Raw genomic sequence first — 14533 nt, forward strand, 5'->3', positions numbered from 1 at the left:
CCATGAATTCCCAGCCCAAACCCCTCTCCGTGGTCCTAGCCGGCGGCGGGACCGCCGGACACATCAGCCCGTTACTCGCCATTGCCGATGCCATCAAGTCACTGCGGCCGGATGCAAGGATCCTTGCCGTCGGCACACCCAACGGCATGGAAACGCGCCTCGTTCCGGCTGCAGGCTACGAGTTGGCCACCATCGACCGGGTTCCCTTTCCCCGGAAGCCTTCCGCGGATCTGCTCAAACTGCCCCGTAGGCTCGCTGCGGCCGTCAAACAAGCCGGGCGCATCCTGGACGACGCGCAGGCCGACGTCCTCCTCGGCGTCGGCGGCTATGTCTGCACTCCCATGTACCTCGCGGCGTGGCGTCGCAGGATTCCCATCGTCATCCACGAGGCCAACACGCGGGCCGGGCTTGCCAACCGGGTAGGCGCGATGTTCACCAAGCACGTGGGCGTGGCCTTCCCCGAGACCCGGCTAAGGCACGCCCGCCACGTCGGGATGCCGATGCGCAAGGCCATCGCCGGTTTGGACCGGGCGGCTTGGCGCGCGGATGCCAGGCAGTCGCTTGGCCTGGACGCCGGAAAACCCGCGCTCATCGTGACGGGCGGCTCTTCCGGCGCGCTGAGCATCAACCGCACCATTGCCGGTGCTGTCGCCGCTTTGGCGGAAGCCGGCATCCAGACGCTGCACATCACCGGCCCCGGCAAGGCAGTGACGAACGACGACGGCGCCCCCCTGGCTGTCGACGGCTACCACCAGGTGGAATACGTCGACGGCATGGAAAACGTGTACGCGGCCGCCGACGTTCTCCTGGCCCGTTCCGGCGCGGCAACCGTCAGTGAGGTGGCCGCCGTCGGGCTCCCTGCGGTATTCGTCCCGCTGCCCATCGGAAACGGCGAGCAGGCAATGAACGCATCCGCGCTGGTCAAGGCCGGGGCTGCGCTTTTGGTCGACGACCGGGCCCTGACCGCGGAATGGCTCAAAGCCGAGTTGATTCCTTTGCTCACGGATCAGGCCCGCCTCGAGGAAATGGCCAGCAAGGCAAGGGAACTTGGCATCAGAAATGCTGATCAGCGGATGGCTGATCTCGTCTTGGAAGCGGTAAGCGAATGACCCGGCCCCTCGCAGACGTCGATTCCCTCGGCCGGGTCCACTTCATCGGCATCGGCGGCGTGGGCATGTCTGCCGTCGCACGCATCATGGTGGCCCGGGGCGTTCCGGTGAGCGGTTCGGACGCCAAGGACCTGCCCGTCATGCAGGACCTCCAGTCCGCCGGGGCGCGGATCGCCGTTGGCTACGCCGCGGAAAACCTTCGTGACGCGCAGACCGTCGTCGCGGGTTCGGCCATCAGGGCTGACAATCCGGAGTTGGAGGCGGCCCGGGCGGCCGGCATTCCCGTGCTCCACCGCTCGGAGGCCCTCGCGGCAACCATGGGGACAGACCGCGTTGTGACCGTGGCGGGCACGCATGGCAAGTCGACGACCACCTCAATGGTTGCTGTGTTGCTCAAGGAAGCCGGACTGGACCCGTCCTTCGCCATCGGCGCCAACGTACCCGCTCTCGGTGTCAACGCGGCGCACGGCACCTCGGACATCTTCGTCGCCGAAGCCGATGAATCGGACGGTTCCTTCCTGAACTACCGGCCGCTCATTGCCGTCGTCACGAACGTCGAGGCAGACCACCTGGACTATTACGGCACGCCTGAGGCTGTCTACGCCTCCTTCGACAGTTTCGCGGCACTGCTGCCCGCCAACGGCGTGCTTTTTGCCTGCGCGGACGACGACGGCGCCCGGGCCCTCGCGGAACGGACCCGCGCCGCGGGCAATACGCGGGTGCTGAGCTACGGCACCGCGGAGGACGCCGATATACGCCTGCACGATGGGGGGCCCGGCGACGTCCGGGTGTCCATCGACGGACAGGGATACCAGCTTGAGCTCAAAGTACCCGGGCGGCACAACGCCTTGAACGCGGCGGCTGCGTTCGGCGTCGCAGTCGAGCTCGGCGTGGCGCCCGGGTCCGCCGCGGCTGCCCTCGGCCATTTCACCGGCGCATCGCGGCGATTCGAGTTCAAGGGACAGGGGAGGGGCGTACGGGTCTACGACGACTACGCCCACCACCCCACGGAGGTCCGGGCCGCCTTGTCCGCCGCCCGCTCCGTGGCAGGCGGCAACAAGGTGCATGTGCTCTTCCAGCCGCACCTGTTTTCGCGCACCCGCGAATTCGCGGAACAGTTTGCGGAGGCGCTTGGCGAGGCGGATACAGCCCTCGTCCTGGACATCTACCCTGCCCGCGAGGATCCCATCCCCGGAGTCACGAGTGCCTTGATCACGGGGCGCCTCAAGAGCGGCAGGCTCGTGGCCGGCGGCCAGGAGGCGCTGGACGCGGTTCTCTCCGCGGCCGGCGAGGGCGACATCGTGCTGACCGTCGGAGCCGGCGACGTGACGGCCTACGGACCCAGGATCGTGGAGCTGTTGGGTGGCTGATACCCGGAAGCCCACTTTCAAGCCGAAGGCCGGCACCCGGCCCGGAGTCGTCAGTGCTGAACGCAGCCTCGACGATCCCGTCGGGGGTCCGTCGGACGCCGCCAGCGGCAAGGACAGCAACGTGCTGGCCTTTCCGGAGCCCAAGGGACGCAAGCAGCGGCGGACAGTGCTCACGGTGTTGGCCATCGTCGTCGCCCTGGTCGCGGGAATTATCGTTGCGGCGGTCTACTCGCCGGTGTTTGCTGTCCGCACGGTGACGGTTGACGGCACCAAGCTGCTCCCCGCGGCGAGCGTCCAGAAGGCCCTCGAACCGGTGAAGGGAAAACCTCTTCCGCAAATCAACGACGCCGAGATCTCCGCGCTTCTCAAGCCCCTCGTCCAGGTGCGTTCCGTCAGTACCGAGGCCCGCCCGCCGTCGGAACTTTTGGTCCACGTCGTGGAGCGGGTGCCCGTGGCGCTGGTCAAGAGCGGCGACAACTATTCACTCGTCGACGTCGACGGCGTCCAGCTTGGGTCAACCGCCGATCCCGCATCGGTCGCCTTGCCCCTCATCGACGGGCTGGGAGCCAACCAGAATCTCTTCAGGGCGATCACGGCCGTTCTTGCGACGCTGCCGGCGGATGTCCTGGCGAAGATGGCCAGCGCATCGGCCTCGTCGCCGGACGCCGTCCAGCTCAAGCTCACGGACGGCAAAATCGTTGTGTGGGGGAATGCGGACGAGAAGGAGCTCAAGGCGCGGGTCCTTGAGGCATTGCTTAAGGCTCCCGCCAATCCAAAAGTTCCGGTGAATGTCTACGATGTCAGCGCACCGAGGCACCCGTTCACCAAATAGGCCATTCCACGAAGTAACTTCGCCGGTGTACGGGGCTATTTTTCGGACTTTCACACGACACGCGGAGGCGGTCATTGAATGTCGGATTCATAGCCCATACGGTCACTTAAGAGTTACTTGACATAACTATAACCTTCAACTAGAGGGTTAAGGTCCAAGGATTCAAGTTGGACTCGATCTGTTTCGCTATAGGACACAAGCAAGGGGCACGAAACGTGGCAGCACCGCAGAATTACTTGGCCGTCATCAAGGTCGTCGGCATCGGCGGCGGTGGCGTGAATGCAGTTAACCGAATGATCGAAGTCGGCCTTCGCGGCGTCGAGTTCATCGCCATCAACACCGATGCCCAGGCTCTCCTCATGAGCGATGCGGACGTCAAGCTTGACGTCGGACGCGAGCTCACCCGCGGTCTGGGAGCCGGCGCCAACCCCGACGTCGGACGCCAGGCCGCCGAGGACCACGCCGATGAGATCGAAGAGGTTATCCGCGGAGCCGACATGGTCTTCGTCACCGCAGGCGAAGGCGGCGGCACCGGAACCGGCGGCGCCCCCGTCGTGGCCCGGATCGCACGCTCGCTCGGCGCCCTGACCATCGGTGTCGTCACGCGGCCCTTCACCTTCGAAGGCCGCCGGCGCGCCGGTTCCGCCGAGGCTGGAATCGACGCCCTGCGCGATGAAGTCGACACCCTCATCGTCATTCCCAACGACCGCCTCCTGTCCATCAGCGACCGTAACGTCTCCGTCCTGGACGCTTTCCGTTCCGCTGACCAAGTGCTCCTCTCCGGTGTCCAGGGCATCACGGACCTCATCACCACTCCCGGCCTGATCAACCTCGACTTCGCCGACGTCAAGTCGGTCATGCAGGGTGCAGGCTCCGCTCTGATGGGTATCGGCTCGGCCCGCGGCGAAGACCGCGCCGTCAAGGCCGCAGAGCTCGCCATCGCCTCACCGCTGCTGGAAGCGTCGATCGACGGCGCCCACGGCGTCCTGCTCTCCATCCAGGGCGGTTCGGACCTTGGCCTGTTCGAAATCAACGAAGCCGCGAGGCTCGTGCAGGAAGTGGCCCACCCCGAAGCCAACATCATCTTCGGTGCCGTCATTGACGACGCCCTGGGTGACGAAGCACGCGTCACGGTCATCGCCGCCGGTTTTGACGACGTCAAGGCCACGTCGCCGTCGATGAACCAGTCCGTTTCCCAGCAGCCAGGTCAGCACCAGGCCCCTGCGGCCCCGGAGCGCCCCGCCGCGCCTTCGGCTGCCCCGGCCTACTCGGCGCCGCAGCACGTCGCCGCTGGCGTCGGCGCGTCCGGCCTGAGCAACTGGGGCCAGCAGCGCCCATCGGCTTTGCCGGCCGACTCCGGCTTCGACGTCGACCTTCCCGCCGTCGTCGAACCGGACCTTTCGGGAAGCCGCACCGACGACCTCGATGTTCCGGACTTCCTGAAGTAGCCCGTTCCGTTCAGACCCACCCAGGAGAGTCAGCCAGTAGTGTTTTGGTGGCAAAAAGAAGTGCGGCCCGGAATTTCGGTCGCCTTCTCCGATGACCATGCGGGCAACCTTGCACTGCACGTAGCGGACAATCCTGACGATGTCATGGCGCGCCGGGCCCGGCTGGAAGCAGCAGCGGGCCTCGGCGAACGGCATTTCCAATACATGAACCAGGTCCACGGAAACGCCGTTGAATTCATCGCCGCGCACGGCGACGGGCCAACGGCTGACGCCATGGTGTCGAGGGGACAGCCTCTCGCCGTCATGGTGGCCGACTGCGTCCCGGTCGTACTGCTGGGCGAAGTGCCGGAAGAAACCGACCCGGTCCTTGCCGTGGTCCATGCAGGCCGGCCCGGCGTCGCAGCGGACATCGTTTCGGCCACTGTGGCGAACATGCGAAACCACGGTGCGGCGACCATCAGCGCCTGGGTGGGCCCTTCCATCTGCGGTCAATGCTACGAAGTTCCCGAACAGTTGCGGGCGGACGTAGCTGCCGTTGTCCCTGAAACCTGGTCAACAACCTCATGGGGTACGCCCGCTCTGGATCTGCCCGCCGGTGTGCGCGCCCAGCTGAAAGCACTCGACGTCGCGATCGAGTACTCGGGGGAGTGCACGCTGGAGACCCCCCGGCTCTACTCTTACAGGCGCAACCAGCACACAGGCCGCTTCGCAGGTTTGGTGTGGACGCATGAGTGAGAATTTCCCCACAGCGGAAAGCGCTGCAGGCGATCCTCGGACGGCCGAGCTGCGCGAACGGCTCGCCGCTGTCCGCCAGCGGATTTCGGCGGCAACCGTGGCGGCTGGGCGAAGCGAAGAGCCGCAACTGATAGTCGTCAGCAAGTTCCATCCCGCAGCGGATGTCGCCCGGCTGGCGGTGCTCGGCGTGACGGACGTCGGTGAGAACCGCGACCAGGAAGCGGCCGCGAAGTCCGCCGAGCTCGCCGGACTCCCGGTGCGTTGGCACTTCATCGGTCAACTGCAAAGCAACAAGGCCAAGTCCGTGGCGAAGTACGCGTTTTCCGTGCATTCGATCGACCGTCCGCAACTCGCCGAGGCCCTTGCCAAGGCTGTTGCCCGGCAACAGTCCGAGTCCGGCAGGCCGGACCTCGACTGCTACATCCAGGTCAGTCTTGAGGACGACGCCGGCGCCCACCGCGGCGGTGCCGCTCCGTCCGACGTCGAGCGCCTCGCCGAATCCATCGCTTCCGCCACCGGACTGCGCCTGGCCGGTGTGATGGCTGTCGCGCCGCTCGGCGCGCCCCCGGAGGAAGCATTCGAAAAACTCGCCGCCATTTCGCGGGATCTGCGCAGACTGCATCCGGATGCCGCGGGGATATCCGCAGGGATGAGCCAGGACTTAGAAGCCGCCGTTCAATTTGGCGCGACACACCTGCGGATAGGCTCGGATATTCTCGGTTCGCGTCCGCGGGTGGGGTAGCGTCAAAGTATTGGAAGCGACGGGCCGGGATTTCAGCGATGTCAAGTCATGGGCGGCCCGCCTACTGCAGACACGATAGGAGTCCAGCATGGCTGGCGCACTGCGCAAGACAATGGTTTATCTTGGGCTCGCCGATGGCGATGAACACTACGAGTCTGAGCAGCACGTGCAGCACATGGACGAGGAACGGTCTGTCGACCACAATCGTGAAGAGCGCCGCGCCGCTGCACCTGTACGTGAAGTAGTCCGTGAAGTCCCCCCTGTCGCCGAAGAGGAATACCGCGCACCCGTGACACCTATCAAGCGTGCGGCATCAAGCCGCGAAGACGCCTCCGGACTGAGGCAGATCACCACCGTCCATCCCCGCTCCTATAACGACGCCAAAGTCATCGGCGAAAGTTTCCGGGACGGCATCCCCGTGATCATGAACGTCACCGACATGGGCGAGGGAGATGCCAAGCGCCTCGTCGACTTTTCCGCCGGGTTGGTCTTCGGACTCCATGGCAGCATTGAACGCGTCACCAGCAAGGTTTTCCTGTTGTCGCCGTCGTACGTCGAAGTCCTTGGCGACGACAAGAAGGTCAGCGAAGCCCAAGCAACGTTCTTCAACCAGAGCTAGCACAGTCATCTCAGATGCCAGGCAGAGCGATCTGCCTGGCATCTGTGTTGCAATAGAGGGACTGACCGAGAAAAGTGGCGAACTAGGAGATCTGAGCTAACCCGTGGGCATAGTTTTCGGCCTTTTGTACATTGCACTGCTGCTGTTCCTGGTCACCCTCATCATCAGGCTCGTCTTCGACCTGGTGCAGATGTTCGCGCGCCAGTGGCGCCCCCGCGGCGCTGCCCTGGTGGCCGCGCACGTGGTGTATTCCGTGACCGACCCGCCCTTGAAAAGGATCCGCCGGCTGATTCCACCACTGCAGCTTGGCGGGGTATCCCTTGACCTGGCCTTTCTGATCGTGTTTATTGTCGTCAGCATCGCGATGGGATTCGTCTACACGCTGGCGTAGCTTTTCCGTAGGCCGCTTGCCGTCGATCTGTTTTCTTCGGCTGGCGGGCTGCAATCCTCCGACCCAACACGATGGTGTTGAATTGGGGGAATCAGATGATATTTAGGTACCGTAGTTTTGAACGGCCGGAAGGCCTACTGACTAACTAGACCAACGAGGTGACCAGATGGCTTTGACGCCAGAAGACGTTGTCAACAAGCGCTTTCAGCCGACCAAGTTCCGCGAAGGCTACGACCAGGACGAGGTCGATGACTTTCTCGACGAAATCGTCGTCGAGCTGAGGCGCTTGAACCAAGAGAACGACGAGCTGCGCAAGAAGCTCAGCGAAAGCGGAAACCCGGTCCCGGCCAACGCAGCATCGGCACCCGTGGTCGAGAAGGTGCCCGCCCAGGGGAAGGCTGACAAGGACGCGCAGGCCAAGGCAGAAGCCGAAGCGAAAGCTGCGGAAGCCGAGAAGAGGAAGGAGCCGGCCGTTGCCGTCGCTCCGTCCGCACCTTCGGCCGGCTCTCCTTCCGCCGAGTCCGCAGCCGGCCTGCTCGCCATGGCCCAGCAGATGCACGACAAGCACGTCGCCGATGGTGAGCAGCAGAAGGAAAAGATCATTGCCGAGGCACAGATCGAAGCCTCCACCCTCGTCAACGACGCACAGGACAAGTCCCGCAAGATCCTCGGTGCCCTTGAGCAGCAGCGCAGCGTTCTCGAACGCAAGGTGGAGCAGCTCCGCGGCTTCGAGCGCGACTACCGCGCCCGGCTGAAGGCCTACATCGAAGGCCAGCTGCGTGACCTGGATGCCCGCGGCTCAGTTGCGGCTCCTGAGGTCGGCGAAGCCGCCGCAGAGGTCTAGCAAGTATTCTGAAAGCCGGTGGCTGGGGATTCCTCGGCCGCCGGCTTTCGCCTGTTAAGGCGCCAGAAGCAACGGTTACCGAATGAAAGTACTATGAGCGACGAACAAACTGACGGCACCGAGCCAACCAACAGCAGCGTGGAGCCGGTCCGCATCAAAGCCCACACGTGGCGTCCCGCACTGCTTTGGGTCTTTGCAGGCTTCGCCGCGTTCGCATACGCCTTCGACCAACTGACCAAACTCTGGGTCACCAGCACCATGGTCGAAGGCGAGCGGATCCCCGTCCTTCCTCCGCTCCTGCACTGGTACTACATCCGGAACTCGGGCGCTGCGTTCTCCATCGGTGAAAACGTCACCTGGGTCTTCACGATCGTCATGGCGGCCGTTTCAGTGGTGATCCTGTTCCAAGTGCGTCGATTGGGCTCGGTCTGGTGGTCGCTGGCACTCGGCCTGCTGCTGGGCGGCGCACTCGGAAACCTCACGGACCGCCTCTTCCGCGAACCTTCCTTCGCCTTGGGCCACGTGGTGGACTTCATCCAGTTGCCCAACTTCGCTATTTTCAACATCGCAGACTCGGCGGTGGTTTCCAGCGTCGTGATCATCTGCCTGCTGACCTTGCGGGGGATCGGCCTCGACGGCTCCCGCCACCACTCCGCCGGTTCCGCGCCGGCCAAGGCCGCCACGCCGGAGGATGGGGATCCCGGCGATGTCTGAGCAATTCGTGGTGCCCGAAGAGCTGGGCGGGGCCAGGGCCGACGCGGGCTTGGCGAAACTGATGGACGTCTCCCGCTCCGCCGCCGCCTTGCTGATCGCCGAGGGCAACGTCACCATCGCCGCGAACCCAGTGGGTAAATCGGCGAAACTCGTTGCCGGGTCCGTGCTGGAAGTCACCGTTCCCGAACGCAGGGATCCCTTGGAAGTCGTGGAGGAAGTCGTGGAAGGCCTGAATATCCTGTTGGACGATGACGACTTTGTCGTCATCGACAAGCCCGTAGGCGTGGCGGCGCACCCGTCACCGGGTTGGGTAGGCCCTACCGTGGTGGGTGGCCTTGCCGGTGCGGGATACCGGATCTCAACGTCCGGCGCGCCGGAACGTGCAGGCATCGTCCACCGTCTCGACGTCGGAACCTCCGGCGTCATGGTCGTGGCCAAGAGCGAGCAGGCCTACACGGTGCTCAAGCGGGCCTTCAAGGAACGCACAGTGGACAAGGTGTACCACGCAGTGGTCCAGGGCCTGCCGGATCCCTTGGAGGGCACCATAGACGCGCCCATCGGGCGCCACCCGGGGCATGATTGGCGTTTCGCGGTGATCGAGGATGGCCGTCCTTCTGTAACGCACTACGAAGTCCTCGAGGCCTACGGCAAGGCGACCCTCGTGGAAATCCACCTCGAGACAGGCAGGACACACCAGATCCGGGTTCATTTCTCGGCCCTCAGGCACCCCTGTGCGGGCGATCTGACCTACGGGGCGGACCCGCGTTTGGCTGCCAACCTGGGACTGACCCGGCAGTGGCTGCACGCGCGGCGGCTTGGCTTCAACCACCCCCGGACCGGCGAATGGGTGGAAGTCACCAGCCAGTACCCGGCGGACCTGCAGTATGCGTTGGAACTTCTTGAAAGCGGCAACGCTTAGAGGATCCACGCCTCCAGCGCGCCACTGCAACTGCGCGGGCCCTGCCGGTAGACTGTCGTGGTGACTTCCAGCAATGACTCGTTCGTCCATCTGCACACCCACACCGAATACTCCATGCTGGATGGAGCGGCCCGTCTCACCGAGTTGTTCGACGAGACCGAGCGGCTGGGAATGCCCGCGCTGGCCACCACGGACCACGGATACCTGTTCGGTGCCTTCGATTTCTGGAAGAAGGCCACGGACAAAGGCATCAAGCCGATCATCGGCGTCGAAGCCTATGTCACGCCGGGCACGGCGCGCGGCGACAAGGAACGCGTCCGATGGGGCGACGAGAGCCAGCGCAAGGATGACGTCTCAGGTGGTGGTTCCTACACCCATATGACGCTTTTGAGCTACAACAACGTCGGCATGCGCAATCTGTTCCGGGCATCCTCGATTGCTTCCCTCGACTCGGTGTTCGGCAAATGGCCCCGCTTGGACCGGGAGCTGCTGAACACCTATTCCGAAGGCCTGATCGCCACCACCGGGTGCCCTTCCGGTGAAATCCAGACACGCCTTCGGCTCGGGCAATACCGCGAGGCGCTGGCTGCGGCTTCCGAGTTCCGCGACATCTTTGGAGCGGAAAACTACTTCTGCGAACTGATGGACCACGGCCTGGACATCGAGCGGCGGGTCACCGGCGATCTGCTGCGTTTGGCCAAGGAGCTGAAGCTTCCCCTGGTGGCCACCAACGACCTCCACTACACGCATGAGCATGACGCGAAGGCCCATGAGGCCTTGTTGGCGATCCAGTCGGGCTCCACCCTGCTCGAGCCCACCTATGACAACGGCGGCTCCCGATTCGCGTTTTCCGGCAGTGGCTACTACCTGAAGTCCCCGCAGGAGATGCGCGAGCTGTTCCGGGACCATCCCGAAGCCTGCGACAACACCTTGCTGATCGCAGAGCGTTGCGACGTGTCCTTCAACACGGGCGCGAACTACATGCCGCGGTTCCCCTGCCCTCCCGGCGAGGACGAGACCTCCTGGCTCGTCAAGGAAGTAGCCGCGGGACTCGATTACCGCTACCCGAAGGGCGTCCCGGACAAGGTGCGCAAGCAAGCCGACTACGAGCTTGACGTCATCACCTCCATGGGCTTCCCGGGATACTTCCTGGTGGTGGCCGACTTCATCAACTGGGCCAAGAACAACGGCATCAGGGTAGGCCCGGGGCGTGGTTCGGGTGCGGGCTCCATGGTGGCGTACGCCATGCGCATCACCGACCTCGACCCGCTCGAACACGGCCTGATTTTCGAGCGCTTCCTCAACCCGGACCGTGTGTCCATGCCCGACTTCGACGTCGACTTCGATGATCGTCGCCGCTCCGAGGTCATCGACTACGTCACCCGGAAGTACGGCGACGAGCGCGTGGCCATGATCGTCACCTACGGCACCATCAAGACCAAGCAGGCGCTCAAGGACTCCTCCCGCGTGCTCGGCTACCCGTTCAGCATGGGTGAACAGCTCACCAAGGCCCTGCCGCCGGCCGTGATGGCCAAGGACATCCCCCTGGCGGACATCCAGAACCCGGAGGCCAAGCGCTACGGCGAGGCCGGAGACTTCCGCCAGCTGATCAGCACCGACCCGGAGGCCGCCAAGGTCTTCGAGACCGCGCTGGGCATTGAAGGGCTGAAGCGGCAGTGGGGCGTGCATGCCGCGGGTGTCATCATGTCTTCGGACCCCATCATCGACGTCATTCCCGTCATGCGCCGCATCCAGGACGGCCAGGTCATCACGCAGTTCGACTACCCGACGTCCGAAGGCCTCGGCCTGATCAAGATGGACTTCCTCGGCCTGAGGAACCTGACGATCATTTCCGATGCCCTGGAGAACATCAAGATGAACCGAGGCATTGACCTCGATCTCGAGCACTTGGCGTTGGACGACACGGCGTCGTACGAGCTGCTGGCGCGCGGGGACACCTTGGGCGTCTTCCAGCTCGACGGCGGGCCCATGCGGTCGCTGCTCAAGCTCATGAAGCCTGACAACTTCGAAGACATCTCCGCCGTGTTGGCGCTCTACCGGCCGGGTCCCATGGGTGCCAACGCGCACACGGACTACGCGCTCCGCAAAAACAAGATCCAAGAGGTCATCCCGATCCACCCGGAGCTCGAGGAACCGCTCGCCGAAATCCTCGGCGGAACGTACGGCCTCATCGTGTACCAGGAGCAGGTCATGGCCGTGGCGCAGAAGCTGGCCGGCTACTCGCTGGGCCAAGCCGACATCCTGCGCCGTGCCATGGGCAAGAAGAAGAAGTCAGAACTGGACAAGCAGTTCGCCGGCTTCTCCCAAGGCATGCAGGACAACGGGTACTCCATGGATGCCGTCAAGACCTTGTGGGACATCTTGCTCCCGTTCTCCGACTACGCCTTCAACAAGGCGCACTCCGCCGCGTACGGAGTCATCTCCTACTGGACTGCCTACCTCAAGGCCCACTACGCTCCCGAATACATGGCCGCCCTGCTCACTTCCGTGGGCGACGACAAGGACAAATCGGCGATCTACCTCAACGAATGCCGCCGCATGGGCATTACTGTCCTGCCGCCGGACGTCAACGAGTCAAGCCTCAACTTCACCCCTGTCGGATCCGATATCCGCTTCGGAATGGGGGCCATCCGCAACGTTGGCGTCAACGTAGTGGAAGCCATGGTGGCGGCCCGGGCGAGCGAGGGTGCCTACACCTCCTTCAAGGACTTCCTCATGAAGGTTCCGGCGGTCGTCTGCAACAAGCGCACCATCGAGTCCCTCATCAAGGCAGGCGCGTTCGACTCCCTCGGCCATCACCGCCGGGCGTTGGCCATGGTCCACGAAGAAGCGATCGACTCCGTCATCACGCTCAAACGCAATGAGGCGATCGGCCAGTTCGATCTTTTCGCCGGATTCGAGGACCAGGAGCCGCAGGCCTCACTCAGCACGGAGATCCCGGACCTGCCCGAATGGGAGAAGAAAGACAAGCTCGCCTTCGAGCGGGACATGCTTGGGCTCTATGTCTCGGACCACCCTTTGCAAGGGCTTGAGGGTGTGCTGAGCCAGCATGCCGAGCAGTCGATCACTTCGATCCTGGGAGAAGACGGACCGCACGACGGCGCCATCGTCACCATTGCGGGCATGATCACCTCGCTCAGCCGCAGGATCGCCAAGGCAAGCGGCAACGCCTACGCCCGGGCGGAGATCGAAGACCTGGGCGGTTCCATCGAGGTCATGTTCTTCGGCCAGGTCTACGGCCCCATCGCTTCGGTCCTCGCGGAGGACCTGATCGTGGTGGTCAAGGGCCGCCTGCAGCGGCGCGACGACGGTGCGGTCACCTTGAACTGCATGGAGCTCTCGGTCCCGGACCTGAGCGAAAGCACCAACGGTCCCCTCGTCATCACGATGCCCACCTACAAGGCAACCGAGGCCGTCGTGACTGATCTTCGCGATGTTTTGACCACCCACCGGGGAAATTCCGAGGTCAGGCTTCACTTGCAGGGTGACTCCAAGGTCGAGGTCATGGGCCTGCCTGTGCACATGCGCGTGAATCCCACTCCATCACTTTTCGGCGACCTCAAGGTACTTCTTGGCCCGACCTGCCTGGACAGCTAACTAGATCTCCCTGGACAGCTAACTAGATTTCATAGTCAAGCGGAACGGGCTGGCCGTAGGAGCCGGAATGGTAAAGCAGGGGAGTGTCGTCCTCGCCGACCAGTCCGTCGACAACCTCCACCACTACGATCGCGTTGTTTTCGAAGGACAGGCGCATCTGGATCTTGCCGATCAACCAGCCGGCGACGTTCTTGAGGATGGGGACATCGAACGGACCCGGTTCCCAGTGGTCACCCTCAAACCGTTCCTGGGTGCGGGCGAAGCGGTCAGCGAGGGCCTGGTTCTCAAGGCCGAGCATGTGCAGGCCGATATATGTCGAATTCGCCACCGCTGGCCAGGAACTGGAGCTGCGGGACATATTGAACGTGAAGCGTGGCGGCTCCGCGGACAGGGAAGCCACGGAGGTCGCAGTGAAGCCGAAAGGCTTGCCGTGGAGGTCGGCAGTGATGATGGCCACCCCGGCGGCATGCCGGCGGAACATTTGCTTGAAGGTTGCTTCAAAAGCCGGATTGTCCGAAGCCACTTTACCGATCTCCTGCGTGAGCTATTGGTAATAACGCTGGTGGATTCAGCGTATTCCGCTGCTCGCCCGGACGCTTGCTCGTTGAGCGTCCAGAAACGTTTGTTAATGTTTGTGTCATGACCAAGCCGACATCGAACCTTCTCGACTCCGGTCCCACGAGGGACACGGACCCGGACACGGGCACGCGGGACCGCACATGGTGGCTGTGGCTCGCCGTGCCTACAGCCTCGGGCATCGGGCTGGGTCTCGCATGGTGGCTGCTGGCTCCGGGCGGCCTCAACGTGATCTCCGGAAATCCCGCCCTCGCCGATCCCGCAGCCTCGGCCGGGCGGCTTCCGAGGGACTTGGTCCTGGCCGCGCTTCTGCTGCTTTCCGGCTGCTTCACGGCGGTCCTGCTCGATAGCAAAGTCCGGAAGCCGGGACACGGCATCCGCACGTTCCTGGCAGTCCTTGGTGGAGCGGCAGGAGCTTTGGTGGCCTGGCAGACGGGGTTGCTGGCCGCACAGTGGTGGGGTCCCGCCGCAAACGGAAGCGAAGGCTTCACCTTGCGGGCGGCGACGGCACTCCTGCTGTGGCCGGGGGCGACGGCCCTTGTGACATTCCTCCTGACTCTTTTCAGCTTGATGGGAAAGCAGCCGGAGGCACCGCCGCTCGCCCCGTAAAATGGTC

General features: G+C 64.0%; 14 protein-coding genes. 13 read left to right on the top strand and 1 reads right to left on the bottom strand.

The window, feature by feature from the left end; genetic code table 11:
• Window positions 1-2: 2 nt before the first annotated feature.
• The 12 genes from murG to dnaE all read left to right on the top strand — a co-directional run bounded on the left by murG (window position 3) and on the right by dnaE (window position 13341).
• Window positions 3-1109 (top strand): undecaprenyldiphospho-muramoylpentapeptide beta-N-acetylglucosaminyltransferase, encoded by a 1107-nt coding sequence (gene murG / locus AB0O52_RS13135; RefSeq protein ID WP_364538183.1) that lies wholly within the window; start codon window positions 3-5, stop codon window positions 1107-1109.
• Complete coding sequence (gene murC / locus AB0O52_RS13140) at window positions 1106-2479, top strand: UDP-N-acetylmuramate--L-alanine ligase (protein ID WP_364538185.1); 1374 nt, start codon at window positions 1106-1108, stop codon at window positions 2477-2479. The genes murG and murC overlap by 4 nt, the downstream gene beginning before the upstream one ends.
• Entirely contained in the window at window positions 2472-3311 is an 840-nt protein-coding gene (locus tag AB0O52_RS13145) for a cell division protein FtsQ/DivIB (RefSeq protein WP_364538187.1), read from the top strand. The genes murC and AB0O52_RS13145 overlap by 8 nt, the downstream gene beginning before the upstream one ends.
• Before the next feature lie 215 nt (window positions 3312-3526).
• Complete coding sequence (gene ftsZ, locus AB0O52_RS13150; RefSeq protein ID WP_364538189.1) at window positions 3527-4759, top strand: cell division protein FtsZ; 1233 nt, start codon at window positions 3527-3529, stop codon at window positions 4757-4759.
• Between the two features lie 39 nt (window positions 4760-4798).
• Entirely contained in the window at window positions 4799-5494 is a 696-nt protein-coding gene (locus AB0O52_RS13155) for a polyphenol oxidase family protein (RefSeq protein ID WP_364538191.1), read from the top strand.
• On the top strand, window positions 5487-6236 hold the full coding sequence (locus AB0O52_RS13160) for a YggS family pyridoxal phosphate-dependent enzyme (RefSeq protein WP_364538193.1): 750 nt from the start codon (window positions 5487-5489) through the stop codon (window positions 6234-6236). Before AB0O52_RS13155 ends, AB0O52_RS13160 begins: the two co-directional genes overlap by 8 nt.
• Window positions 6237-6324: 88 nt before the next feature.
• On the top strand, window positions 6325-6855 hold the full coding sequence (sepF, locus tag AB0O52_RS13165; RefSeq protein ID WP_364538195.1) for a cell division protein SepF: 531 nt from the start codon (window positions 6325-6327) through the stop codon (window positions 6853-6855).
• 103 nt (window positions 6856-6958) lie between these two features.
• On the top strand, window positions 6959-7246 hold the full coding sequence (locus AB0O52_RS13170; RefSeq protein ID WP_284983860.1) for a YggT family protein: 288 nt from the start codon (window positions 6959-6961) through the stop codon (window positions 7244-7246).
• A gap of 166 nt (window positions 7247-7412) precedes the next feature.
• Window positions 7413-8090, top strand: coding sequence for a DivIVA domain-containing protein (locus AB0O52_RS13175; protein ID WP_364538197.1), 678 nt, complete (start codon window positions 7413-7415; stop codon window positions 8088-8090).
• 93 nt (window positions 8091-8183) lie between these two features.
• Complete coding sequence (gene lspA, locus AB0O52_RS13180) at window positions 8184-8804, top strand: signal peptidase II (RefSeq protein WP_364538199.1); 621 nt, start codon at window positions 8184-8186, stop codon at window positions 8802-8804.
• The gene (locus AB0O52_RS13185) at window positions 8797-9723 is read left to right on the top strand and encodes an RluA family pseudouridine synthase (protein ID WP_364538201.1); all 927 of its coding nucleotides are present in this window, start codon (window positions 8797-8799) and stop codon (window positions 9721-9723) included. Before lspA ends, AB0O52_RS13185 begins: the two co-directional genes overlap by 8 nt.
• A 60-nt stretch (window positions 9724-9783) precedes the next feature.
• Window positions 9784-13341 (top strand): DNA polymerase III subunit alpha, encoded by a 3558-nt coding sequence (gene dnaE / locus AB0O52_RS13190; protein WP_364538203.1) that lies wholly within the window; start codon window positions 9784-9786, stop codon window positions 13339-13341.
• Window positions 13342-13363: 22 nt separating this feature from the next.
• Here dnaE and AB0O52_RS13195 read toward each other — a convergent pair whose 3' ends face one another.
• Complete coding sequence (locus AB0O52_RS13195; protein ID WP_364538205.1) at window positions 13364-13864, bottom strand: flavin reductase family protein; 501 nt, start codon at window positions 13862-13864, stop codon at window positions 13364-13366.
• Between the two features lie 116 nt (window positions 13865-13980).
• Here AB0O52_RS13195 and AB0O52_RS13200 point away from each other — a divergent pair, with 116 nt between their 5' ends.
• On the top strand, window positions 13981-14526 hold the full coding sequence (locus AB0O52_RS13200) for a hypothetical protein (RefSeq protein WP_364538207.1): 546 nt from the start codon (window positions 13981-13983) through the stop codon (window positions 14524-14526).
• Window positions 14527-14533 lie beyond the last annotated feature (7 nt).

The sequence above is a fragment of the Arthrobacter sp. NPDC080073 genome, from assembly GCF_040686575.1.
In the GTDB taxonomy this organism is placed as follows: Bacteria; Actinomycetota; Actinomycetes; order Actinomycetales; family Micrococcaceae; genus Arthrobacter.

Coding starts and splice junctions, on each gene's coding strand:
- AB0O52_RS13185 (WP_364538201.1), top strand. CDS start 8,797: ATGTCTGAGCAATTCGTGGTGCCCGAAGAGCTGGGCGGGGCCAGGGCC.
- sepF (WP_364538195.1), top strand. CDS start 6,325: ATGGCTGGCGCACTGCGCAAGACAATGGTTTATCTTGGGCTCGCCGAT.
- AB0O52_RS13175 (WP_364538197.1), top strand. CDS start 7,413: ATGGCTTTGACGCCAGAAGACGTTGTCAACAAGCGCTTTCAGCCGACC.
- murC (WP_364538185.1), top strand. CDS start 1,106: ATGACCCGGCCCCTCGCAGACGTCGATTCCCTCGGCCGGGTCCACTTC.
- murG (WP_364538183.1), top strand. CDS start 3: ATGAATTCCCAGCCCAAACCCCTCTCCGTGGTCCTAGCCGGCGGCGGG.
- AB0O52_RS13200 (WP_364538207.1), top strand. CDS start 13,981: ATGACCAAGCCGACATCGAACCTTCTCGACTCCGGTCCCACGAGGGAC.
- AB0O52_RS13160 (WP_364538193.1), top strand. CDS start 5,487: ATGAGTGAGAATTTCCCCACAGCGGAAAGCGCTGCAGGCGATCCTCGG.
- lspA (WP_364538199.1), top strand. CDS start 8,184: ATGAGCGACGAACAAACTGACGGCACCGAGCCAACCAACAGCAGCGTG.